Origin of the sequence: Streptomyces violaceorubidus, from assembly GCF_000717995.1 — a bacterium.
Classification (GTDB): domain Bacteria; phylum Actinomycetota; class Actinomycetes; order Streptomycetales; family Streptomycetaceae; genus Streptomyces; species Streptomyces violaceorubidus.
In genome coordinates this window covers 438,959-461,549 of the sequence record NZ_JODM01000002.1, presented here as the reverse complement: position 1 = coordinate 461,549, position 22,591 = coordinate 438,959, and the positions used below count along the sequence as shown (strand labels likewise).

The following is a 22,591-nucleotide window of genomic DNA, read 5'->3' as shown; positions in this document are numbered from 1 at the left end:
ACATTCCGGGACGCAGTGTTGTGGGTATGTGACGTTCCGCTTGGTGATGTCCCCCGAGACCGTCCCCCGGTTCAGCGGCGCAGCACAAGACGCCTGGTCGCACGGGCCAGCCGGACCCCGGGACGCGTCGAACGCGGCACCGGTCCCGACCGCTCCAGCCACCACTCCCGCAACTCCCGGCGCACCCCCGGGTCCTCGCCTCCCGGCGCGTTCCGCAGCACGTGCGCGACGAAGTCGAGGGCGTCCCGCCGGTAGCCGCCGGTCATCGGACGGCCCTGCGCGTAGGCGAGGAAGGCCGGCCGGTACCGCGCGCCCAGGATCACCGGCAGCTCGGGCGCGACCTTGCCGACCACGTCGGCCCGCTTCCCGGCCAGCGCCCGCGCCTGCACCCCCAGCCGCTCCCCGTCGAACCCCTCGGGCACGGGCGTCCCGGCGACCAGCGCGGACAGCAGCGCGGCCTGCTCCAGCCCGAGCCGCTGCCGTACGGCGTCGTCGGCGCCGGAGTCCGCACCGGTACCGGCAGGCGAGGTGCGGGCGCTCGCCGCGCTCCCGCCGGCCGCCGCCCGCCCCTTCTCCACGGCGAGGCGGATCGCCTCCACCTCGCCCCGCAACTCCTCGCCGTCGGGGAAGTTCTCGTCCCGCTCCAGCAGGACGCCCGGCGGGGCGACGCGCGAGGCGAGGTCGGTCAGGATGTCCAGCACCGGCCGAGGTACGGGGTGGGCGTGGCTGTCGTGCCAGACGCCGTCCCGCTCGAAGCCGCCCGCGACATGGACGTAGGCGATGGCCTCCAGGGGCAGCTCACCGAGCGCCCGGGCCGGGTCCTCACCCAGGTTCACGTGGTTGGTGTGCAGGTTCGCCACGTCGATCAGCAGCCGCACACCGGTCCGGTCGGCCAGTTCGTACAGGAACTGGCCCTCCGTCAGTTCCTCGCCCGGCCAGGAGACGAGCGCGGCGATGTTCTCCACGGCGAGCGGCACGGGCAGCGCGTCCTGGGCGATGCGCACGTTCTCGCACAGCACGTCCAGGGCGTCCCGGGTGCGGGGGACGGGCAGCAGGTGACCCGCTTCGAGGAGCGCGGTGGCGGTGAGCGACCCGCCCGCCCGGACGAACGCGATGTGCTCGGTGACCAGCGGCGACCCCAGGGCCTCCGCGCGCTCGGCCAGCGCCGCCAGCCGCCCCGCGTCCGGCCGGTCCGCGCCGCCGAGCCCCAGCGAGACCCCGTGCGGTACGACGGTCACCCCGCGCTCGCGCAGCCGCAGCAGCGAGGTGGGCAGATGCCCGGGACACAGGTTCTCGGAGACGGCCTCGACCCAGTCGATGCCGGGCATCGACTCGACGACGTCCGCGATCTCCGGCCGCCATCCGATGCCGGTGCCCAGCCGCGCCAAGCGCTTCATGGTTGCCTCCCCTCCAGCGCACATGTCGGGGGTATCGCCCACCCCGGTTGGGCCGAACCCCGGGCGGGGCATGTTCAGAGCTACATCTGAGGTTGCCGCCGCCGCAGCACCGGGTGGTCCGCCACCACCGTGCACGAGCCGGGGGCGATCTCCGTGAACCCGGCGTCGCGCACCAGCGGCAGACCGCCGGTGGTGAGGCCGGGCCAGCGGACCGGGTCCACGGTGCGCACCGACAGCGGGAAGCCCGCGTCGCGCCAGGCGGTCCGCTCGCCGTCCGACAGCTCCCACCAGACGAGCTGCGCACCGTGGCCGGCCTGGGCCATCGCCTTGCCCGCCGACATCTCCAGGTCCGGGTTCATCCAGAGCACGGGCGCGGTGGGGTCGGCGCCGGCCGGCGGCTCGGGGTCGTCGAGGTCGGTGCCGGAGACCTGGAGGCGGGCCAGGTCCTTGGGCCAGCCGTCCAGCGGTACGGGCGGGAAGACCCGCACCTCGGCCGTCCCGCCGGTGACCGTGATGCCGGGCAGCGCCTCGGCCCGCCGCCACTCCGCGCCGCGGGCCCGCCGTACGACCTTGCGGATGCGGGCGTCCTGCCAGTCCCGCATCGCCCGCGCCCACTCGCCCTCACCGGCCGACCGCTCGTCGGCGAGCATCACCAGCACCGCACGGGCCGCGGTCTCCAGCGCGTCGGTGCGCGGCGGCGGCGCGGCCCGCTCGATGCGCACGACCAGGGGCAGCACGAACTGCGGCGCGAGGTCGCGGTCTCCGGGCTCGGGACGGAAGGGGCTCTCGGGGACGGAAACGGGCGTCGTCGGGTCGTTGCTCACGCCCTACAGTCTGCCAAGCCGCCGACCGGAGGCCCGCCCCGCCTCGGACTGGAGGTCTGCCACTCCCCGGACCCGAAGCCCGCCGGGGCCGCCCCTGCCCGTCGAGGTCGCCCGGGTCGTCAGCCCGAGCAGGCGGTGCGCTGCGCCTCCTGCCACTCGCAGACCGGGCAGAGCGTGACGCCCTTGTACGACTCCGGGTACTCGGTGGGTTCCCGGCACTGCACGCACTCGGCGTACGGCGGGCCGTCGGCCTTGGGCGGCCGGGTCGCGTCGATCAGGCAGTAGCCGCCGGGCTCGCGGCCGGAGCCGTCGGGGTGTTGGTCGTGGTCGCTGCTCATGGGTCCAGCGTAGGCCCGTCAGCCGCGCCCGTTCACGGCGCCGATCAGTTCCGAGACCTTCACGAAGCGGTAGCCCCGGCGACGCAGCTCGGGCACCACCGCCCGCACCGCCTCCTCGGTCACCGGAGCGGCGCTGCGCGTGCAGTGCATGACGACGACCGACCCCGGCCGCACCCCGTCGAGCACCTGCCGGGTCACCGCGTCGGCGTCCGTGGCGAAGGCGTCCCCGCTCACCACGTCCCACTGCACGGCGGTGACCCCGGTGGCCGACAGCTCCTTGAGGGCCGCCTCGTCGTAGCAGCCGCCGGGGAAGCGGAAGTACGGCATCGGGTTCGGCACCCCGGCCTTCTCGAACGCGGAGTACGCCCGTTCCAGGTCCGCGCGCATCCGGCCCTCGGACACGGTCGGCAGGCCGTAGCAGTCGTCGGTGTAGGCGTAGTGGCTGTAGGAGTGGTTGGCGATCTCGAACCGCGGGTCCCGGCCGATGGAGCGGGCCTCGTCCGGGTACTCCTCGGCCCAGCGGCCGGTCATGAACACCGTGGCCGGCACCTTCAGCCTGCGCAGCGTCGCGATCAGCCGGGGGTTGTCGAACCGTTCGCCCGCCGCCGCCCGCGGCCCCTGGTCGGCGGTCATGTCGGCGTCGAAGGTGAGGGCGACCGGCTTGCCGTCCCGTGCGCCGCCCTTCGTGCCGTCCGTGCGCGGGCCGTGCTCGAAGACGGGGGTGAGGCCCGCCGGGCCGGGGGCGAGGGTGGGCATCGCGGAGGAGGACGGGGACGGAGCGGGGGCCGAGGGTGCGGGGTGGGGGGTCTGCTCGGTCCCGGTGGTTCCACAGGCGGCGAGGGCGGCGCCCAGGGCACAGAGCGCGGCTGCGCGTCGTACGAGAGTGATCACCGTACGAACGTAGGAGTGGGATGGTCGGTTTGTATGACTATGAGGGGTGGCGTGCCGACCCGTCACCCGCCCGGCCCAGGCCCCCCGGAGTCGGGCAGTGCGGTGTCAGATGTCCCGCTGCTCCAGCGGTTTCGTCGCCGGTCCCTCCAGCACCTTGCCGTCCGTGTCGAAGCGGGAGCCGTGGCAGGGGCACTCCCAGGCGCGCTCGGCCGCGTTGAAGTCGACCAGGCAGCCGAGGTGGGTGCAGCGCGGCGAGACGGCGTGCAGGGCGCCGGCCTCGTCCCGGTAGACCGCGAGCCGGTCGCCGCCCGCCCGGACCACCGCGCCCTCGCCCGGCGGCAGCGCGTCCACCGGCGGCGCGGGCCGCAGCCGGTCCCCGACGAAGTGCCGCGCCACCTCGGCCTGCGTCTTGAGCAGCGCCGGCGCCTCCCGCACCGCCGTGCGCAGCCGGCGCGGGTCGTACAGCCCGCTCCAGGCGCACTCCTCGCCGGTGATCTGCGCGGTGAGCAGCCGGCCCGCCATCATGCCGCCGCTCAGTCCCCAGCCGCCGAAGCCGGTGGCGACGTAGGTGTGGTGCGCGCCCGGGTGCAGCGGTCCGGCCATCGGCACGGTGTCGGTGGGGTCGATGTCCTGCGTGGCCCAGGCGTGGGTGCGCTCGACGCCGGGGAAGTGCTCGTCCGCCCAGGAGGCCAGGCGCTCGAAGCGCTCACGCGTGTCGCCCGTGCCCGGCGTGAAGTGCTCGCCGGTGACGACCAGCAGACGGCGGCCCGCCTCGTCCAGGGGCGCCGTACGCACCGAGCGGGTGTTCTCCTCCGGCGTGATGTACATGCCGTCGACGTCGCGGTCCGCCTCGACGGTTCCGGCGACGACCAGCTCACGGCGCGGGGAGAGACGGGCGAAGAGCAGCGCCCGGTCGAAGATCGGGTAGTGCGTGGCGACCACGACGTCCCGGGCGGTGACCGTCGCTCCCGCCCCGGTCCTCACCCGGCACGGCTCGCCCTCGTCCAGGCCCTGGACGACGGTGTCCTCGAAGATCCGCCCGCCGTGCGCCTCCAGGTCCGCGGCGAGGGCCCGCAGATACTTGAGCGGGTGGAACTGGGCCTGTCCGGTCACCCTCACGGCGCCCGCCACCGGGAACGGCAGCCCGGTCTCGGTCACGAACGACGCCGGCAGCCCCGCCTCCTTCGCGGCGGCGGCCTCCGCCCGTACCTCCTCTACGCGGCCCGGGTCGCGGACGTAGGTGTACGCGTCGCGCGTCTCCCAGTCGCAGTCGATGCCCAGCTCGGCGACGATCCCGGCGGCGCGCTCGATCGCCTCGGACTGCGAGCGGGCGTACAGGCGGGCACCCTCGGGGCCGCGGGTGCGGCGCAGCTTGTCGTAGACCAGGGTGTGCTGGGCGGTCAGCTTGGCGCTGGTGTGGCCGGTGACACCGGCGGCGACCCGCCCGGCCTCCAGGACCGCCACGCTCCGCCCGGCCCGCGCCAGCTCCCAGGCGGTGCTGAGCCCCGCGACGCCGGCGCCGATCACGGCGACGTCGACGTCGAGATCCTCCGCGAGCGCGGGACGGGGCGCACCGCCCGGTGCCGTCTGAAGCCAGTACGAGCCGTTGACCTGCACGTTCCGAGTCATGCGGCCCGGGTACCCCGTGGCCGCGGCTTCAGTGACCCCACGGTGCGCCCCGCCCCGGGGCCCGGCCGCCGCTACCTGCGCCAGGGCCCCGTCACCGCGAAGGTGGTGCCGGGCGTGTAGCAGTTGACGTACATCGTGTCGCCGTCGGGGGAGAAGGTGACACCGGCGAACTCACCCCACTCGGGTTCCTCCTCGGTGCCGATGTTCTGCGCGCCGCGGGCCATGGCGTACACCTCGCCGCGCCGGGTCACGCCGAAGACGTGCTGCGCGCCGTTGCCGTCCTCGCAGACCATGAGGCCGCCGCTGGGGGCGAGGCAGATGTTGTCGGGGGACTCGCCCGGCAGTCGCACGTCGGTGTCCGGACCGAAGACGATCACCAGGGTGAGCCGGCGCCGCTCGGGGTCGTAGCGCCAGATCTGGCCGAAGTGGTCGGCGGCCGAGCCCTCGGCGCTGTGCGCGAAGGACGACACGAAGTACACGCTCCGCCCGCCCCAGTAGCAGCCCTCCAGCTTCTGGGCGTGGGTGATGCCGCCCCGGCCGAAGTCCTGGAAGCGGATGGGCGTCCCGTCGGCCAGCGGGTCGGGCACGTCCACCCACTCGATGCCGTCGAAGTGGGCGCCGGTCTCCTGGATCGAGGACAGGTCGGGCACGCCGGGCACGCGCATGGCCTGGAGCCTGCCGCCCGCCCGCAGCGAGCCCCGGCCGCCCAGCGGCTTTACGGGAAGGAAGCGGTAGAAGAGGCCGAACGGCCGCTCGAAGGCGTCCTCCGTCTCGTACACGACACCGCGCCCGGGGTCCACGGCGATCGCCTCGTGCTGGAAGCGGCCCATCGCGGTCAGCGGCACCGCTCCGGTGCGGTGCGGGTCGACCGGGTCGACCTCGAAGATGAAGCCGTGGTCCTTGGTGTAGCCGTTGGTCCCGGCCCGGTCCTCGGTCTCCTCGCAGGTCAGCCACGTGTGCCAGGGCGTGGGCCCGCCCGCGCAGTTGACGGCCGTGCCGGCGATGGCGACCCGCTCGGACAGGACGCGGTTGTGGGAGTCCAGCTCCAGCGCCGTACAGCCGCCCTTGCCCTGCGGGTCGTACGTCAGGCCCTCGACGGTCGGGACCGGGACGCGGCCGTTGGCGCGGTTCTCGTGGTTGCGGACGAGGTGGGTGCGACCGTGTCTGCCCGGGAAGGCGGACATCCCGTCGTGGTTGGACGGCACCGGGCCCTCCCCGGAACGCAGCCGGTCCCCCTCGCGGGAGAGCACCCGGTAGCGGAAGCCCTCGGGCAGATCCAGCAGGCCGTCGGGGTCGGGGACCAGCGGGCCGTAGCCGGTGTGGCCCAGGGACTGGGCGGCGGCGGTGCCGGCGAAGAGTTCGGACAGGGCGCCGGTGAAGGCGATGCCTGCGCCCAGGGCTCCGGTACGGGCGAGCACCTGGCGGCGGGTCGCCGCGCTGTGGGACGTGGACATGGGGAAACCTTCCTGCTGGCGGACAGGACTGTGACCCGCCGTGTCTATCACCTGTCAGGAGTCCCGGGAACCACGCGTGTCGCTCGTGTCACCGCTCGACCGGGTGCTCGACCTGGTGCTCCTGCGCCTTCTCCAGGAACCGCAGCAGCTCCACGGGGAAGGGCAGCACCAGGGTGGAGTTCTTCTCGGCGGCCACCGCCACGACCGTCTGGAGCAGCCGCAGTTGCAGGGCCGCGGGCGTCTCGGACATCTGCCGGGCCGCCTCCGCGAGCACCTTCGACGCCTGCAACTCGGCGTCCGCGTTGATCACCCGGGCGCGCCGCTCCCGGTCGGCCTCGGCCTGGCGGGCCATCGAGCGCTTCATGGTGTCCGGCAGCGAGACGTCCTTGATCTCCACCCGGTCGATCTGCACGCCCCAGCCGACCGCGGGGCTGTCGATCATCAGCTCCAGCCCCTGGTTCAGCTTCTCCCGGTCGGACAGCAGGTCGTCCAGGTCGCTCTTGCCGATGATGGAGCGCAGCGAGGTCTGCGCCATCTGCGAGACGGCGAACCGGTAGTCCTCGACCCGGACCAGGGCGTTGGCCGCGTCGACGACCTTGAAGTACACGACCGCGTCCACCCGCACGGTGACGTTGTCGCGGGTGATGCCCTCCTGAGCGGGCACGGGCAGCGTGACGATCTGCAGGTTCACCTTGTGCAGCCGGTCCACGAACGGCACGATCATCGTGAAGCCGGGGCCGCGCTCCTCACCCGCGAGCCGTCCGAGCCGGAAGACCACCCCGCGTTCGTACTGCCGGACGACCCGCGCCGCCGCGGCGACGTAGAGGACGCCCGCGCTGCCGACGGCGGCAACCGCGGTCAGAAGCTCCTGGACCATGGCGGCCTCCTCACTCGGAGGACGGTTTTCACCCTTTCTGTCACGATAGGCCCGCCGCCGGTCCCGGGGCCATGCCCGGGACCGGCGGCGGGCTTCCCGCTGTGCGCCGGCCTGCTACACCCCCGCCTTCTCCGGCTTCGTGACCTTCACCGGGTCCGAGCCGGTGGCGCTGTGCCGTTCGGCCCAGTTCTCCAGGGCCGTGCGGCAGGCGTGGTCCAGGTGGTGCAGCCCGGACAGGTCCAGCTCGACCGGGCGGTCCCGCGGCAGCGCCTCCAGGCCCTCCAGGATCTTCGGGAGCCGCAGGAAGGTCGCGTTGCCGGTCAGGTGGGCCTGGACGGGGCCCGCGCCCTTGTCGACGATCTCCAGCCCGAGGTGCGAGGCCTCCAGCTCGAAGAGCCGGCCGGGCCGGGCGCCGGTGATCAGGGCCGGTACGACCCGGGAGTCGGAGCAGGTGATGAACAGGACTTCGGGCGACTGGCCTTCGGCGTGCCCGGCGAACTCCTCAGGGCGCTGTCCGAACGTGCGGGCGTTGTCGATGAGGGGCTGCATGATGCGGTATTCCTCCTGGCGCGCGGTGGGGTGCGCGTCGGACGGGTGGGGCAGAGGTGGGGGTTGTGCCGGTGGTCCCGTCAGCAGCGGAAGACCTGGAGTGCCTCGGGGGCGTGGTCCGTCGTGGATCTCGGCCGATGCTCGGTGGCACGGCCGGACGTGACGGAGCCGGGCGCCTGCGGGCTGGCCTGCCGCGCCAACGGGTGCCCGGGGGGGGTGCCGGACTGGGGCGCGGCGGTGGTGCGGTGGCGGTCGCGCGGCGCGGTGGTCGGCTCGCCCGGTCGGCCGTCCTCGCGGCAGGTGGCGGTCTCCTCGTACGGCGCAGTGCTGGAGGGGACGCTTCCGGGGCGGGCGTGGGCCACGGCATCACCGCTCGTATGCGCGGATGCGAAGGAAGCGGTGGGAGCGAAGAACTGGAGTGCGAACAGGACGGGGGCGAGGAGCGCGACCACGGCCCGGGCCGCCGTACGTCGGTACACGCGGCCCCCTCCAGGCAGTTCCTGTCGCTGGTATATGCCGGGGAACAGGTCAAAGCCCGGCAAAAGCAGGGTCAATGCACGGTCAAGAAGCACGTTGACCCTGCGAAGGAGTTTGCAGGGTCAACGGGACGTTACGGGGCCGAGAGAGCCTCGAAATGGCGGGTGCGTGGCGGGAACCGACCGTCCTCTCAGGGCGTGTCGACCAGGCTCCCGGCGTCCCGGGCCAGCGCGGTGAGCCGGGAGATCGCCCGGAAGTACTTCTTGCGGTACCCGCCCTTCAGCATCTCCTCGCTGAACAGCCGGTCGAAGGGCAGTCCGGAGGCCAGGACGGGCACCTCGCGGTCGTAGAGCCGGTCCGCGAGCACCACGAGCCTGAGCGCCGTCGACTGGTCCGGCACCGGGCGCACCCCGGTGAGGCACACGGCGGTCAGACCGTCGGTCAGGGCCCCGTAGCGGCTGGGGTGGACGCGGGCGAGGTGGTCGAGGAGGGCGGGGAAGTCGTCCAGGGACGCTCCCTCGGTGGCCCGCGCCGCACGGGTCACCTGCTCGTCGGAGTAGGGCGCCGGGGCCTCGGGCAGACCGCGGTGGCGGTAGTCCTCGCCGTCGATGCGCAGGGCGCGGAAGTGGGCGGACAGGCTCTGGATCTCCCGCAGGAAGTCGGCCGCCGCGAACCGGCCCTCGCCGAGCTTGCCCGGCAGCGTGTTGGAGGTGGCGGCGAGCGCCACCCCGGCCTCCACGAGCCGGGCGAGCAGGCTGGAGACGAGGACGGTGTCGCCGGGGTCGTCCAGTTCGAACTCGTCGATGCACAGCAGACGGTGCCCGGACAGGGTCCGCACGGTCTGCTGGAAGCCGAGGGCGCCGACGAGGTTGGTCAGCTCCACGAAGGTGCCGAAGGCCTTGCGGGAGGGCTCGGCGGGGGTGGCATGCCACAGGGAGGCCAGCAGGTGGGTCTTGCCGACGCCGTAGCCGCCGTCGAGGTACACGCCGCGCGGTCCCGCCGGGGCCTTCGGTGCCCTGCCGCGGCCCAGCCCGAAGAACCCGCGCCTGCCGCCCGCCGCGCCGGACACCTCGCCCAGTGCGCCCGCGAAGTCCTCCAGGACCCGTACGGCCTCGCTCTGGCTGGGCTGGTTCGGGTCCGGGACGTAGGTGCCGAAGCGGACGGAGTCGAAACGGGGCGGGGGCACCATCTCGGCGACCAGACGGTCCGCGGGGACACGGGGCTCGCGGGCGCACAGGGAGACCGTGGCCGGAGCCGTCCCGGTTATCGGCGCGGGAACGGGGGCGGGGGAGGAGGACGACACGGTACTCAATGGTAGGGCCTCCCCGCGGGGCCCCGTCGTCGCCGGGGCGGCGGGCGGGCGGGGTGCGAGGCGGTCGTCGGGGCGTCGGCCTGCGCGGTTGGGGTGGCGGGTGCGTGGAACACTGCACCCCATGCGACGCCTGTTCCCCGTGCCCCCCGCGCCCCCCGCGACCGATCCGGCCGTCGGCCCGGGCGGCGCCGAGACCGATCGGGAGTGGAGCCTGGCCGAGCTGGCCGCCGCCTACGCGTACCCCGAGCCGGACGGGCCCCCTCGGACCTGGCTGCGGGCCAACATGGTCTCCACCCTCGACGGCGCCGCCCAGCACGACGGCCGCTCCCAGCCCATTTCCAGCGCGGCCGACATGCGCGTCTTCGGCACCCTGCGCGCCCTCGCGGACGTGGTGATCGCCGGGGCCGAGACCGTACGGCAGGAGGGGTACCGGCCGGCCCGGGCGCGGGCGGAGCTCGCCGAGGCGCGGCGGTCGGCCGGTCAGGGGCCCGTGCCGGCGATCGCGGTGGTCAGCGCGAGTCTGGAGCTGGACTTCTCCCTGCCGCTGTTCACCTCCCCGCTCGTGCCCACCCTGGTCCTGACCGGTGCCGCCGCGGCCCCGGACCGGATCGCGGCCGCCGAGCGGGCCGGGGCCCGGGTGGTGATCGCGGGTGACGGCGTCGGTGTGGACCCGGCACGGGCCCTCGGGGCGCTCGCGGAGCTGGGGCACACCCGGCTGCTCACCGAGGGCGGTCCACGGCTGCTGGGGCAGTTCGTCACGGCCGGTGTGCTCGACGAGCTGTGCCTGACCGTCTCCCCGATGCTGACGGCGGGGGACGCGCAGCGGATCGCGGGCGGACCGGCGGTCGAGGTGCCGCGGCGGTTCGTACTGGCGTCCCTCTTGGAGGAGGAAGGTTTCCTCTTCAGTCGTTACCGGCGTGACTAGGGCGATCCCGGGCAGGTGTGGCGGCGGCGACCGGACAGGCGTTCGGTCGTTACCGCACATCCGGGAATCGGCGGAATCTTCCGTTCCGTTTAGTCCGCGCCGGGCACACTGATTCCGGCAGTACCCGTGCGAGCACGGGGAAGGATGGTTTCCGCAGGGTCTGGAGACGGCCCACGGAGGGTGGGCCCACGGGCCCTCGAAGGAGAAGGGGCGCCTGGTGTTCACAAGCGTTTTGATGATCGAGAAGGCCCTGACGTCCGCCGACGTGGAGTTCGTCACCACCTTGCACGGGGACGAGCAGGTCGGCTTCCACGTGCTGCTCCAGCCGCGCGGCGATCAGGCGGACCGGCTGCTGCGGGCCATCGACGACGTCGCGCTCGGCGAGCTCGACGACGCCGTACGCGAGGGGGAGACCCCGGAGGGCCAGGAGGCGCAGAGCGTCGGGGAGCGGGCCCTGGAGGTGTCGCTCACGGCCCTGCGCGCGTCCGGCGCCCAGGCAGAGGGCCGGCTGATCGAGGACCACCCGCTGGACGAGCTCAAGGCCGTGGTCATGGAGATCGCCGCCGACGAGGTGATCGTCCTGACCGACCCGCACTACGTGGAGGAGTTCTTCCACCGGGACTGGGCCTCGCGGGCACGGCACAAGGTCGGCGTACCGGTCCTGAAACTCTTCTCCCACAGCAAGGCATAGGCTGGTGCCGCGCCCCCGCCGAGGGGGCGCGCCCACCGACGGACCACCCTGGGAGAACAGCGCATGGCACCCGGCCTTCCTACCGCCATGGACCGACCGCACTTCATCGGCATCGGCGGCGCCGGAATGTCGGGCATCGCCAAGATCCTCGCCCAGCGCGGCGCCGCGGTGGCGGGCAGCGACGCCAAGGAGTCCGCGACCGCCGAGGCGCTGCGCGCCCTGGGCGCCACCGTGCACATCGGGCACGCGGCGCAGCACCTGGCCGACGACGCGAGCTGCGTGGTCGTCTCCTCGGCCATCCGCGAGGACAACCCGGAGCTGGCCCGCGCCGCCGAGCTGGGCATCCCGGTCGTGCACCGCTCCGACGCCCTCGCCGCCCTGATGCACGGCCTGCGCCCCATCGCCGTGGCCGGCACCCACGGCAAGACCACCACCACCTCGATGCTGGCGGTCTCCCTGTCCGAGCTGGGCCTGGACCCCTCGTACGCGATCGGCGGCGACCTGGACGCGCCCGGCTCCAACGCCCTGCACGGCGACGGCGAGATCTTCGTCGCCGAGGCGGACGAAAGCGACCGCAGCTTCCACAAGTACGCCCCCGAGGTCGCCATCGTCCTCAACGTCGAGCTGGACCACCACGCCAACTACGCGTCGATGGACGAGATCTACGAGTCCTTCGAGACCTTCGCCGCGAGGATCGTCCCCGGCGGCACCCTGGTGATCGCGGCCGACCACGAGGGCGCCCGGGAGCTGACCCGGCGCCTGTCCGGCACGGTGCGGACGGTGACGTACGGGGAGTCCGAGGACGCCGACGTGCGCATCCTGTCCGTCGTCCCGCAGGGCCTCAGGAGCGAGGTCACGGTGGTCGTCGACGGCACCGAGCTGACCTTCGCCGTCTCCGTCCCCGGCCGCCACTACGCCCACAACGCGGTGGCCGCCCTCGCCGCGGGCGCGGCCCTCGGCATCCCCGCCGCCGAGCTGGCCCCCGCGCTGGCCGCCTACACCGGCGTCAAGCGGCGCCTCCAGCTCAAGGGCGAGGCGGCCGGCGTCCAGGTCGTCGACTCCTACGCGCACCACCCCACGGAGATGACCGCCGACCTGGAGGCCATGCGCGCCGCGGTCGGCGACGCCCGCATCCTGGTCCTCTTCCAGCCGCACCTCTTCTCCCGCACCCAGGAGCTGGGCAAGGAGATGGGCCAGGCCCTCTCCCTCGCGGACGCCTCGGTCGTCCTCGACATCTACCCGGCCCGCGAGGACCCGATCCCGGGCATCACCAGCGAGCTGATCGTCGAGGCGGCCCGGGCCGCGGGCGCGGACGTCACCCCGGTCCACGACAAGGACGCCGCGCCCGCGCTGGTCGCGGGAATGGCGAAGGCCGGTGATCTCGTTCTCACCATGGGCGCGGGCGACGTCACCGACCTCGGACCGCGCATCCTGGACGAGCTGTCGAAGTGAAGTAAGGGGCTGAGAACTCATGTCGTACGACGTCGAGAAGCCGGACGAGGAGTGGCGGGCGGAGCTGGCCCCGGCCGAGTACGCCGTGCTGCGCGAGGCCGCCACGGAGCCGGCCTTCACCGGTGAGTACACCGACACCAGGACCGAGGGCGTCTACTCCTGCCGCGCCTGCGGTGCGGAGCTGTTCACCTCCACGACCAAGTTCGAGTCGCACTGCGGCTGGCCGTCCTTCTACGACCCGAAGGACACCGACGCGGTGGAGCTGATCGAGGACCGCTCCCACGGGATGGTGCGCACCGAGGTGCGCTGCGCCCGCTGCGGTTCGCACCTCGGCCACGTCTTCCAGGGCGAGGGCTACCCGACCCCGACCGACCAGCGGTACTGCATCAACAGCATCTCGCTCAGGCTGACGCCCGCGGGGGACTGATCCCCGGCCGAGCGAGGCCCTTGCCTTCAGTCGGCCTGATCGCGCGCCGTACCCCCGGCCGTGCCGAAGGTCAGATGGGTGAAGGTGTGCCCCTGGACGACGGGGCCGTCCTGCCTGCCACCGGTGATGCTGTTGTGCACGGTGCCCGGTGGCGGGGCAGCGGGGGCGAACTCGTCGACGAGGCGCCGGAGTTCCTCGGCCGCCCCGGGTCCTGCTCGAGCCGGCGGCGGAGCCGCAGCCGCACCGACGCGGTCACGTCGGACCTGAGGTCCTCCTCGCCGGCCGCTCCCTCGGCCGCGACGAGGGCCGTACGGGATTCCTCCAACTCGCCGGCCACGCCGCCGGGCTCGCCTCGGACTCACCGCCCGGGGCGAAGAGCCCCCACCACGCGTTGTTTCGCCTGCCCCCACGCGTCCGTGACCATGAGACCGACCACCGTGGTCGCTCCGGTCCCGATCAGCGCCATGAGTTCTGCTTCCACGGGACTCCTTCGTCTGCTTCCCGGGGACTCCGTCCGTCGCTCAGGCCGTCCAGCGTAGGCGCGCCCCGCCGGCATCGAGAGGATGATCCGATTAAATTCCTCGGTTCCGCCCCCCGAGGGTGCCTCTGCCGCTACGTTGTGTGCTCGTCGTCGGATTGATCAAGGAAGAGCGCCGGCGTCTGAGCCATCCCCGTACAAGGAGCACGTGAACCGTGAAGCGCACATCCATCGTCCTCGCCCTCCTCGCCGCACCGGCCGCCGCCACGATGTTCGTGGCGTTCCGGTGGATGTGGGTCGTCGAGAACGGTCTGGCCGGCTGACGGGCCGGGGGAGCCGCGAGGGCGGCTCCCCCCCCGTTGTGTTCTCCGCGGTCCTGTACGAGGACCGGCGCCGTCGGACCCAAGGCCGGCACTCAGCCGTTCAGCGTCCACGTGTCGGAGCTGAGGGTGGCCCAGCGGATGTCACCCGTCGCGGTGTCGAGGGCGACGACCGCGTCCTGGTGGTTGGCCGGGTCCGCGGGCTCGCAGCCGGTCTCCTCGGGGGCCTTGCAGACGCCGTCGGGCACGCTGTAGTTGTTGCCCGTGCCGACGTAGACCAGGCCGCGCTTCTCGTCCACCGCCGGGTTGCTGCCCCACACCGCGCCGCCCGTGGAGCCCTCGGGCACGGTGTAGCTCTTCCACAGCAGCTTGCCGGTCAGGGCGTCGAGCGCGACGACACTGCCGCGGAAGGTGGGCTCGGTGCCGAGGATCTCCGACTTCGAGGAGATCCCCACGTAGGCGACTCCGTCGACCACCACCGGGGAACCGGTGACCAGAGCGGCGGGGTTGAACAGGTTCCCGCCCCAGTCCGGCGCGTACACGTAGCCGCCCACCACGGTCGGCGTGGCGGACACGTCCCCGCCCGTCGTCACCGTCCACCTGGGCGTCAGCTTCCCCACGGTGGACGGCGAGATGGCCGTCTCGGTGCCGGTGGAGTGGGTGTTGTGCCCGTTGGCCCCGGCCGACGTCCAGTCGCTCGCGGTGGCGCCCTGGGCGACGGGCGGCTCGGCGGCCTCGGCGGTGGCGGGTAACGCGGCCACCGCCGAGGCGACGACCGAGGCCGCGACCAGCGCACCGACCCGTCTGAGCCGGCCGGGCCCCCGGGGAACCGCTCTCACTCGCGTCATGCTGTCCTCCACACGTGCTGGAACCAGATCCGAGACGGAGAGGCGCGGCTGCGGCTCTCCGCCCGACAGACGGCTGGGAGCCTGGAAAAGGTTCATGACGGCACAGCGGGGGGTCACCGGGCAGCGGGCAGAGGGGGGAGCCGGTGGCGCCGGGCGTCCACGCACCCCCACCCGATCAGGTGGTGGCGGTCCTCGCACGGTGCCTCGCCAGGAAGCGGAGGAGGTCCGTCGCCTCCGTCTCCGCGCCCAGGGAACGGTAGCGTGCCGCGGCCTGTGCGCCGTATCCGTCGGCGGGGCCCGCGGGGCGGGACAGCGCGGCCGTCCGGGCCAGTCCCGCGAGCGCCTGCGCGGCTCCCAGGGCGAACTGAGCCCGCTCCGCCACCTCCAGCGCCCGCTCGTAGCCCTGCGAGGCGAGGTCGAGCCGCCCCGACTCGCGCTGGACGTCCGCGGCGCCGATCAAGGCGCGCAGCCTCTCGTACGGGTTGTCGATGCCGACGGCGATCCGTTCCGCCATCGTGAAGTGCAGCAGGGCCTCGCCGCGTCGCCCCGAGCGGGCGTGGGCCGTCCCGGTGCGGATCAGCGCGTCGGCCTCGCCCAGGCTGTCGCCGCTGGCGCGGTGGGCGGCGAGGGCCCGCTCGAAGTGGGTGAGCGCCTCGTCCGTGCGGCCCATCGCCTGGTGCACACCGCCCAGATTGGTCGACAGGATCGCCAGGTCCACCCGGCCGCCGTACTGCCGCATCAGCACCAGGGACCGCTCGTAGCAGTCCCGGGCCTCCTCGTAGCGCCCCTTCAGGAAGTGCAGCTCGCCCCGGTTGTTCAGCGCCTGGGCCAGCCCGTGCGGATCGGGCAGCCGCTCGTAGATCGCCTCCATGCGCTGTACCTTGCCGAGCGCCTCGTCGTACCTCCCCGCGTAGGACAGGGCCGCCCCCTGCACGTTGAGGCAGTCGGCCTCCCCGGCGGGATCGCCGACGGTGCGGTACAGCGCGAGCGCCTGGTCCAGGACGGGCAGCGCGGTGTCGCCGTGGCCCGCCGCGAGCCGGGCGCGGCCGGACTGGAACAGGGCCTCGGCACGGCCGTGCGCGTCGCGCAGTTCCTCGTGGATCGAGAGGGCCTCGGTCGCACACTCCAGGGCCTCGCCGTGGTTGCGCTGTGCCAGGAGATCGGCTCGGGCCGTCAGGGTCTGCGCGAGCAGGGCACGGTCGCCGGTCGCGCGCAGGGCGGGCAGTGCCGCCTCGAAGAGTTCGGAGGCGACGCCCCACGCTCCCCACAGCTTGAGGCTCCGTGCCAGGACGCAGGGGTAGAGCACCGCGTACCGCGGGTGCTCCGCCGCGGCCAGACGCGCGACCGCCGTGAGGTTGGCGCGTTCCACGGTCAGCCACACCGAGGCCTCGTCCGCGTCGCGGAGGGCGACGGCGGCTCCGGACCAGGTCCCGGTGTCCTGGGGCAGCGGCAGGGGTACGGCGCGGCGGTGCGGGCGGGCCAGCCGGTCGGCCCGGTGTGCCGTGGCCAGGTAATGGGCGGCGAGGCGGTCGGTCGCGGACCGCCGGACCCCTTCGGCATCCGTGTCCACGCCGACCTGGGCGGCGTACGAGCGGGTGAGGTCGTGCAGGCGGTAGCGGCCGCGCACCGGCTCCTCCAGGAGGCTGCAGTCGAGCAGTTCCTCGACGCACCGTTCGAGGTGGGCGGGTCCGCCGCCGAAGTCCGGGCCGGCCAGCGCGGCGGCCGCGGACAGGGTGAGGTCCGGCCCGGGGTGCAGGGCCAGCAGCCGGAACAACTCCTGTGTCCGGGCGCTGAGCTCCGTGTACGAGAAGTGGAAGACGGCGTCGATCAGCGCGTCGAATTCCTGGAGGGGCCGGCTCGCGCGCGTCAGCCGGTCGAGCAGATGCTGCACGTCCCACGCCTGACGGTGCCGGAAACGGCTCGCCAGGACCTGTAGCGCGAGGGGGTGGCGGGCGCAGGCGTCCGCGACCCGCTCCAGCCCTTCCGGTTCGGCGGCCACCCGCGACGCCCCGGCGACCCGGGCGAACAGGGACGCCGCCTCCTGCCCCGACAGGCCGTCCAGCAACAGCGACGCGGCCCCTTCCAGCCCGGCGAGCCGGTTCCGCGTCGTCACGAGGACGCGGCACGCGGGGGAGCCGGGGAGGAGCGGGGCCACCTGGGCGGCGTCCCGTGCGTTGTCCAGGACCACCAGCGCACGACGCCGGGCGGTCCACTCGCGCCAACGGGCGGCCCGTTCGTCCACCGTGGTCGGCAGCTCACCGGGCCGGCCGGTGGCGTGCAGCAGGCCGGCCAGGGCGTCGGCCGGCTCCAGCGGCCGCTGACCGCTGTGTCCGCGCAGGTCGACGTAGAGCTGCGCGTCCGGGTAGGCGGGGGTCAGCAGGTGCGCCGTGTGCACGGCCAGGGCCGTCTTGCCGATGCCGGGCATCCCGTGGATCACGGTGACCGGCAGCGCGGTGCGCGCGTCGTCGCCGGTCGCGGCCTCGGCCAGCAGGATCCGCAGCTCGCTCACCCGGCCGACGAAGTCCGGGGTGTCGCGGGGCAGGCAGTTGCGGGGCTCCGCCGACCGGTCGGGAGCCGGGGGAGCGGCCGAAGGGGCCGGTGAGGAGGAAGGCACGAGGCGAGCGGGGGGCGCGGCCTCGCTCCGCAGGAGTGCCTGATCCTGTTCGAGCATGCGCACATGGAGCCGCTGGAGCTCGGCGGTCGGTTCGATGCCCTGACTGCGGTGCAGGCGCGTGCGGGTGTCCCGGAAGACGGCGAGTGCCTCGTCGTGGCGACCGGATCGGTACAGCACCAGCATCAGGGAGCCGATCACCCGCTGGGCGAACGGGTTCTGCGAGGCGAGCTCCTGGAGCTCACCCACCAGGTCCGCGTGCCGCCCCAACTCCATTTCCAGGCTGATCCGTTCCTCTCGGACCCGGCGGTGGTCCTCGGCCAGCCGTACCCGGGCCGTCTGCGCCCAGGAGTTGTCGGCGAACTCGGCCAGCGGTTCGCCGCGCCACAGGGCTTCGGCGGTGCGCAGCAGCCCCACGGCCAACTCGCGGTCGTTGCGCGCGGCCGCGGCCACCGCCTCCGAGCGCAGTCGGCCGAAACGCAGCAGGTCGATGTCGTCGGGGTCGGCACGCAGTTGGTACTGCCGGGACGACGGCCGGACCACCCGCACCAGCTCGTCCCCGACCGCACGCCGCAGCCTGCCCCGCAGCCTGGAGAGGTAGCTGTGCAGCGTGTCCAGCGCGCTCGGGGGCGGCTCACCGTCCCAGACCCGATCCACCAGCGTGTCCACCGCGACCGGCTCACCACGGGCGTGCAGCAGCACGGCCAGCACACAGCGCTCCTTCAGCGATCCCAGTTCGTGCTGCCGCTGGTCGTGCCAGAGCTCAAGAGGTCCCAGAACGAGAAGTTCCACCGTCTCCCCCGATGGGTGCGCCGCTTCCCACGGTCATGGCAAGGGTGTGATGCGAACCACTGTTCTACGGTCGCGCGGAGGAGTCAGGGGTGGAGCCGCGGGCGCACGGGAGCAGCGACGGGGCGCACGGACGAGGCGGCCGATTCCCACGGGAGTGCAGGATTCCTGCAAGCCCGCCGTCCAGCCGCCCGGGCATTACCCCGGTACCGGCGGCGCCGTGGCGCCGCCGTGCAGACCGGCCGCGAAGACCATACGGAAGGACCGGGGGATCTCAACGATGAGCTTGACAGTGCCGGAGCCGCACGCGCGGCACGTGCCGGTGCGTCTGGACGTCCAACGCTGGGCCACGCACCGCAGCCGCCGCCGGCTCCTGGTCGTGGTGCACACCGTCGTCACGGGCCAGCGATTGCTCGACGCGATACGCCCGCTCGAAGGCGACACCCGAGTGCAGACCTTCTTCACCCAGGCGCCCGACGTGTTCAGCAACGGGGTGGGCGCCTTCCTCGAACGGCTGGGCGGCCTCGTGCTGCCCTGGAGCCAGGCGGTGCAGACGCACTTCGACCTCGCACTGGCCGCCGGTCACGGCAACCTGCACGATGTGCAGGCGCCCGTGGTGGTGCTCCCGCACGGCGCCGGACACAACAAGGTCGTCCCGGTGCTGCCGGGCGCCCACCCGCCGGCGCGCGCCGGCGCCCACGGGTTCAGCAGGCAGCGCCTGATGCGGGACGGCACCGTGGTGCCCGAGGCGATCGTGCTGGCCCACCAGGAGGAGCTGGCCCGGCTCGGACGGGACTGTCCCGAAGCCGTGCCGGCCGCCGAGGTGGTGGGCGATCCGTGCTTCGACCGCATGGCGGCGAGCCTGCCCTTCCGGGCCCTGTACCGGGAGGCCCTGGGCGTCAAGGGCCGTCGGCGCCTGGTCCTGGCCTGCTCCACCTGGGGGCCCGACTCGCTGCTGGGACACGGGTGGAACACCCTGGAACGCCTGGTCACCGAGGTCCCCAAGGACGAGTACCGGATCGCCGCGCTGCTGCACCCGCACGTCTGGAACGCCCACGGCGACTGGCAGGTCCGCGCCTGGCTCGCCGAACTGGTGCGCGCGGGCCTGCTCCTGCTCAGCCCGCACGCCGACTGGACGGGGGCGGTGGTGGCCGCCGACCACATCGTGGGGGACCACGGTTCGGTCTCGCTCTACGGCGCGATGACGGGGGCACCGGTACTGATGGCCGGCCGTTCCGACGCCGCCCTGGACCCGAGTTCCCCGATGGCCGAGCTGATGTCCTTCGCGCCCCGGTGGCGCGACGACCGCCCGGTGCCGCAGCAGCTCAGACGGAGTTCCGTACTCCGTCGTGCGCACCGGTACGAGCGGGTGGCGGCCCGGATCACCTCGGAGCCCGGCCGGTTCGGGCGCCGGATGCGCGCGCTGCTCTACCGCAAGCTGCGCCTGCGCGCACCCGCCGCACGGTGCCCCGCCGTGGAACCCGCGAGCCTGCCGGTGACGGTGCGGTACGACGACCCCGGCGCGGGGGTGTCGCGATGACGCCCCCGGCGGTGGTGTCCCTGACGGCGCTGACCCTGGCGGTGGAGGGCGGCGACGCCGAGGCCCACCGGGTGCGCACCGTGCTGCTGCACCCGGAGTCCGGGACGCTGTCCGTGGACGAGCACGTCAGGGTGCGGTGCTCCGCGCCGACCGGGTGGACGGCGCTGGGCGACGTGCTGGTCGCGCCCGGCTCCGGAGCCCGGGGGGCGGCCCGGCTGGCCGGCTCCTGTCCGGGGGCGCTGGTCGTGGCGGTGCACCGAGGCACCCGGTGCTGGCTGCGGTCGGGCCCCCTCGGTCCGGTGCTGCTCTTCGAGGCCCGGGGGCCGGGGCGCCCGCACGGCAGGTGGGACCGGCTCGCCTCGCTGGCGCACTCGTGCCTGGTGGCGGGGCTGCCGCTCACGCACCTGGGGCCGGCGGGCGTCCTCCCGGGCCGGGCGGGGGCCGGGCCGGACTACTGAGCCGACTCCTCGTGCTCCAAGGCGGCGAGCCGGCGCCGGAGCGCCTCGGCGTCCTTCGACCCCGACCGGCCCGCCGAGGCGTACAGGTCCAGTGCCTGTCGGCAGCGCTCCCGGGCGAGGTCGCGCCGTCCCTGCCGCTCGGAGACCTCGGCCAGGGCGCCGAGGGCACGCGCGGCCTCGTACGCCGACACGTCCCGCAGCGCCGCCAACGCCGCGGTCAGCGCGTCCTCGGCCGGGCCGAGCCGTTCCAGGGCGAGGTGCGCGCGGCCCACGCAGGTGGCCGCGCGCGCCGCGTTGTACGTGTCGCCCGACTCGTCCAGCGTTCCGCGGGCGGCACCGGCGTGCCGGAGGGCCTCCTCGGCGCGCCCTTCGTCCAGTGCGAGGGCGGCGAGGTTGAGCGCGGCCAGTCCGCCCGCCCGGCGGTCTCCGTGCACCGGCAGTTCGGCGGTGGCGCGCCGGAAGAACTCCGCGGCCCCGCGCGGGCGTCCGAGCCGCTGGAGGGCGAGGCCCCGGTAGTTGAGGGTGCGGGCATGACCGAGTGGGTCGTCGGCCGAGAGGAACAGGCGCGCGGCCCGCTCGAACATCTCCAGGGCGCGACCGGGGTTTCCGGCGCCCATTTCCCCCACTCCGCCCGAGGTGAGCATCCGGCACTCGGCCACCGCGTCCCCCAGCTCCCGCGCCGCCGTCAGCCCCGCCCGGTGCGCGGCGGCGCACTCCGCGTGGAACTTGCGGCGCAGGAAGAGCGGCCACAGGGCGTCGGCGAGCTGCCAGCACACGGTGGGCGAGCCCGCGCCGGACGCCTGCTGGAGCACCGCCATCAGCGTGGGCAGCTCCCGCTCCAGCCAGTCCAGGGCGGCTTCGGGCCCCGGGCCCACCTCCGCGACCACCACGGGGGTGGGACCGTAGTCCCGCGCCATGGTCCGGTGCTGGGGGTCGAGGATCTCCTCGGCGCGGGTGGCGCTCGCGAGGTAGTGGTCGGCGAGCCGCCGCACCGCCGCCGTCCGCTCGCCGGCCGGCTCGTCCTCCTCGGCCTTCGCCGCCGCGTGCAGTCGTACGAGGTCGTGGAAGCGGGAACGCTCTCCCGGTGCCTCGACGAGCAGGCTCGCGTCGTGGAGCACGTCGAGGTGCGCGGCCGCGGCCCCGTCCGGCGCGCACAGCGCGGCAGCCGCCGAACCGTCGAACTCCCGGCCCGGGTGCAGCCCCAGCAGCCGGTAGAGCCGGGCAGCCGGGCCGGGCAGGGCCCGGTAGGACACGTCGAGCGTCGCCAGGACGTCGTGGTCGCCGTCGATGGCCAGGGCCTCCAGTCTTCGGCGCTCCTCGCCGAGCGCGCGGACCATCGTGCCGATGCGCCGCCCGGGACGCGTGGCCAGCCGGGCACCGGCGACCCGGACCGCCAGGGGCAGCCCGGCACACAGCTCGACCAGGGCACGCGCGTCCTCGGGCTGTTCGTCCACCCGGCCGTCCGACAGCGTGTCCGCGAGCAGTTCGACCGCCGCCTCGGGGGCCAGCGGCTCCAGATGGACGGGACAGCAGCCGTCGACCGTCAGACCCGGGAGCCGTCTGCGACTGGTGACCGCGGTCACGCTGCCACCCGCGGGCAGCAACGGCCGCACCTGGGCCGCGGTCGCCGCGTCGTCGAGCAGGACCACCAGGCGTCGGATCGCGGTCAGCGACCGGTACAGCGCCGTCCGTTCGGCAAGGCGCGCGGGGACCTGCTGGGCCGGAACGCCCAAGGCCCGCAGGAACCGGGCGAGCACCTCGGCCGGGTGTTCCGGCCCGTCCGCCGACTGGGCCCCGAGGTCCGCGTGGAGCTGCCCGCCCGGGAACCGGGAGCGCAGGGCGTACAGCCAGCTCAGGGCGAGCGTGGTCTTGCCGACGCCGCCCAGCCCGCTCAGTGCGGCCAGCACGGGCCGGTCCTCCCGCGCGGCACGCACACGGTGCCGTTCCAGCACCGCCAGCTCCCGGGTCCGGTCGATCACCCGCACCAGCGGGGGCAACTGCCAGGGCGTCCGCTCGGCCCCGTCCGGCCGGGATGCGATGTGGATGCCGCCGTACACGGAACCCGCCTGGACGACGGGTCCGTGCACCGTGCCGCTCAGCTCGTTGCTCGACTCCTGCCCGCCGCCGCGCACCCGCGCCCCCGCCCCGTGCGTGTGAGTAACGGTTCCTCGACGAATCCTTTCCGCGCGGGCCCGCCGATATCCCCGAAAACCACGGTGTGAACGCCCGAGCACCGGGAAGGAGTCGCCCCGGAGCAACGTCGGGCCCCGCGGAGCAGCCGTCTACACTCGACCGGCGACGGCC

At 74.0% G+C, this 22,591-nt stretch carries 19 protein-coding genes and 2 pseudogenes; 6 read left to right on the top strand and 15 right to left on the bottom strand.

Annotation, left to right across the window (positions count from 1 at the left end; all coding sequences use genetic code 11):
• Nucleotides 1–71: 71 nt before the first annotated feature.
• The 11 genes and pseudogenes from IE94_RS0106025 to zapE form a co-directional block, all read right to left on the bottom strand.
• The gene (locus IE94_RS0106025) at nt 72–1,388 is read right to left on the bottom strand and encodes an MbnB/TglH/ChrH family RiPP precursor modification enzyme (protein WP_030179258.1); all 1,317 of its coding nucleotides are present in this window, start codon (nt 1,386–1,388) and stop codon (nt 72–74) included.
• 89 nt (nt 1,389–1,477) lie between these two features.
• Nucleotides 1,478–2,221 (bottom strand): aminoacyl-tRNA hydrolase, encoded by a 744-nt coding sequence (locus IE94_RS0106020; RefSeq protein WP_030179256.1) that lies wholly within the window; start codon nt 2,219–2,221, stop codon nt 1,478–1,480.
• Between the two features lie 119 nt (nt 2,222–2,340).
• Nucleotides 2,341–2,559: a hypothetical protein gene (locus IE94_RS0106015; protein ID WP_030179254.1), complete on the bottom strand. Its 219-nt coding sequence runs from the start codon at nt 2,557–2,559 to the stop codon at nt 2,341–2,343.
• Nucleotides 2,560–2,577: 18 nt separating this feature from the next.
• Nucleotides 2,578–3,450 (bottom strand): polysaccharide deacetylase family protein, encoded by an 873-nt coding sequence (locus IE94_RS0106010; protein ID WP_030179252.1) that lies wholly within the window; start codon nt 3,448–3,450, stop codon nt 2,578–2,580.
• 105 nt (nt 3,451–3,555) lie between these two features.
• Nucleotides 3,556–5,079 carry an FAD-dependent oxidoreductase gene (locus IE94_RS0106005; RefSeq protein ID WP_030179249.1) on the bottom strand — a complete coding sequence of 508 codons (1,524 nt, stop codon included), beginning with the start codon at nt 5,077–5,079 and terminating at the stop codon, nt 3,556–3,558.
• Between the two features lie 71 nt (nt 5,080–5,150).
• On the bottom strand, nt 5,151–6,533 hold the full coding sequence (locus IE94_RS0106000; protein WP_030179245.1) for a PhoX family protein: 1,383 nt from the start codon (nt 6,531–6,533) through the stop codon (nt 5,151–5,153).
• Between the two features lie 88 nt (nt 6,534–6,621).
• Nucleotides 6,622–7,410, bottom strand: coding sequence for a slipin family protein (locus tag IE94_RS0105995; protein ID WP_030179241.1), 789 nt, complete (start codon nt 7,408–7,410; stop codon nt 6,622–6,624).
• A 114-nt stretch (nt 7,411–7,524) separates the two neighbouring features.
• Nucleotides 7,525–7,794, bottom strand: a pseudogene (locus IE94_RS41810) (SulP family inorganic anion transporter); the annotation flags it as partial.
• Nucleotides 7,786–7,959, bottom strand: a pseudogene (locus tag IE94_RS41675) (carbonic anhydrase); the annotation flags it as partial. The pseudogenes IE94_RS41810 and IE94_RS41675, both read right to left, overlap by 9 nt.
• Nucleotides 7,960–8,039: 80 nt before the next feature.
• On the bottom strand, nt 8,040–8,438 hold the full coding sequence (locus tag IE94_RS0105985) for a hypothetical protein (protein ID WP_030179233.1): 399 nt from the start codon (nt 8,436–8,438) through the stop codon (nt 8,040–8,042).
• A 188-nt stretch (nt 8,439–8,626) separates the two neighbouring features.
• Nucleotides 8,627–9,739, bottom strand: coding sequence for a cell division protein ZapE (zapE, locus tag IE94_RS0105980; protein WP_030179229.1), 1,113 nt, complete (start codon nt 9,737–9,739; stop codon nt 8,627–8,629).
• A 130-nt stretch (nt 9,740–9,869) separates the two neighbouring features.
• Here zapE and IE94_RS0105975 point away from each other — a divergent pair, with 130 nt between their 5' ends.
• The 4 genes from IE94_RS0105975 to msrB all read left to right on the top strand — a co-directional run bounded on the left by IE94_RS0105975 (nt 9,870) and on the right by msrB (nt 13,243).
• Nucleotides 9,870–10,673, top strand: a complete 804-nt coding sequence (locus IE94_RS0105975) for a pyrimidine reductase family protein (RefSeq protein ID WP_030179226.1) — start codon at nt 9,870–9,872, stop codon at nt 10,671–10,673.
• Between the two features lie 217 nt (nt 10,674–10,890).
• Entirely contained in the window at nt 10,891–11,364 is a 474-nt protein-coding gene (locus IE94_RS0105970) for an indole-3-glycerol phosphate synthase (protein ID WP_209441029.1), read from the top strand.
• Nucleotides 11,365–11,427: 63 nt separating this feature from the next.
• Nucleotides 11,428–12,816: a UDP-N-acetylmuramate--L-alanine ligase gene (murC, locus tag IE94_RS0105965; RefSeq protein WP_030179220.1), complete on the top strand. Its 1,389-nt coding sequence runs from the start codon at nt 11,428–11,430 to the stop codon at nt 12,814–12,816.
• A gap of 19 nt (nt 12,817–12,835) precedes the next feature.
• Nucleotides 12,836–13,243, top strand: coding sequence for a peptide-methionine (R)-S-oxide reductase MsrB (gene msrB / locus IE94_RS0105960; protein WP_030179214.1), 408 nt, complete (start codon nt 12,836–12,838; stop codon nt 13,241–13,243).
• 358 nt (nt 13,244–13,601) lie between these two features.
• Here msrB and IE94_RS41670 read toward each other — a convergent pair whose 3' ends face one another.
• From IE94_RS41670 to IE94_RS0105940, 3 genes are all read right to left on the bottom strand, one after another.
• Nucleotides 13,602–13,724, bottom strand: coding sequence for a hypothetical protein (locus IE94_RS41670; RefSeq protein ID WP_342450745.1), 123 nt, complete (start codon nt 13,722–13,724; stop codon nt 13,602–13,604).
• A gap of 412 nt (nt 13,725–14,136) precedes the next feature.
• A complete protein-coding gene (locus IE94_RS0105945; RefSeq protein WP_167343940.1) occupies nt 14,137–14,889 on the bottom strand; it encodes an outer membrane protein assembly factor BamB family protein in 753 nt (250 codons plus the stop codon).
• Nucleotides 14,890–15,064: 175 nt separating this feature from the next.
• On the bottom strand, nt 15,065–18,292 hold the full coding sequence (locus IE94_RS0105940; protein WP_030179205.1) for an AfsR/SARP family transcriptional regulator: 3,228 nt from the start codon (nt 18,290–18,292) through the stop codon (nt 15,065–15,067).
• A gap of 277 nt (nt 18,293–18,569) precedes the next feature.
• Here IE94_RS0105940 and IE94_RS0105935 point away from each other — a divergent pair, with 277 nt between their 5' ends.
• Together IE94_RS0105935 and IE94_RS0105930 are read left to right on the top strand one after the other, a co-directional pair.
• The gene (locus tag IE94_RS0105935) at nt 18,570–19,829 is read left to right on the top strand and encodes a hypothetical protein (RefSeq protein WP_030179204.1); all 1,260 of its coding nucleotides are present in this window, start codon (nt 18,570–18,572) and stop codon (nt 19,827–19,829) included.
• Nucleotides 19,826–20,287, top strand: a complete 462-nt coding sequence (locus IE94_RS0105930; RefSeq protein ID WP_030179202.1) for a hypothetical protein — start codon at nt 19,826–19,828, stop codon at nt 20,285–20,287. The genes IE94_RS0105935 and IE94_RS0105930 overlap by 4 nt, the downstream gene beginning before the upstream one ends.
• Here the strand turns inward: IE94_RS0105930 and IE94_RS0105925 are convergent.
• The gene (locus IE94_RS0105925; RefSeq protein ID WP_037921829.1) at nt 20,281–22,419 is read right to left on the bottom strand and encodes an ATP-binding protein; all 2,139 of its coding nucleotides are present in this window, start codon (nt 22,417–22,419) and stop codon (nt 20,281–20,283) included. The two genes, IE94_RS0105930 and IE94_RS0105925, sit on opposite strands and share 7 nt — an antisense overlap.
• Nucleotides 22,420–22,591: the final 172 nt, after the last annotated feature.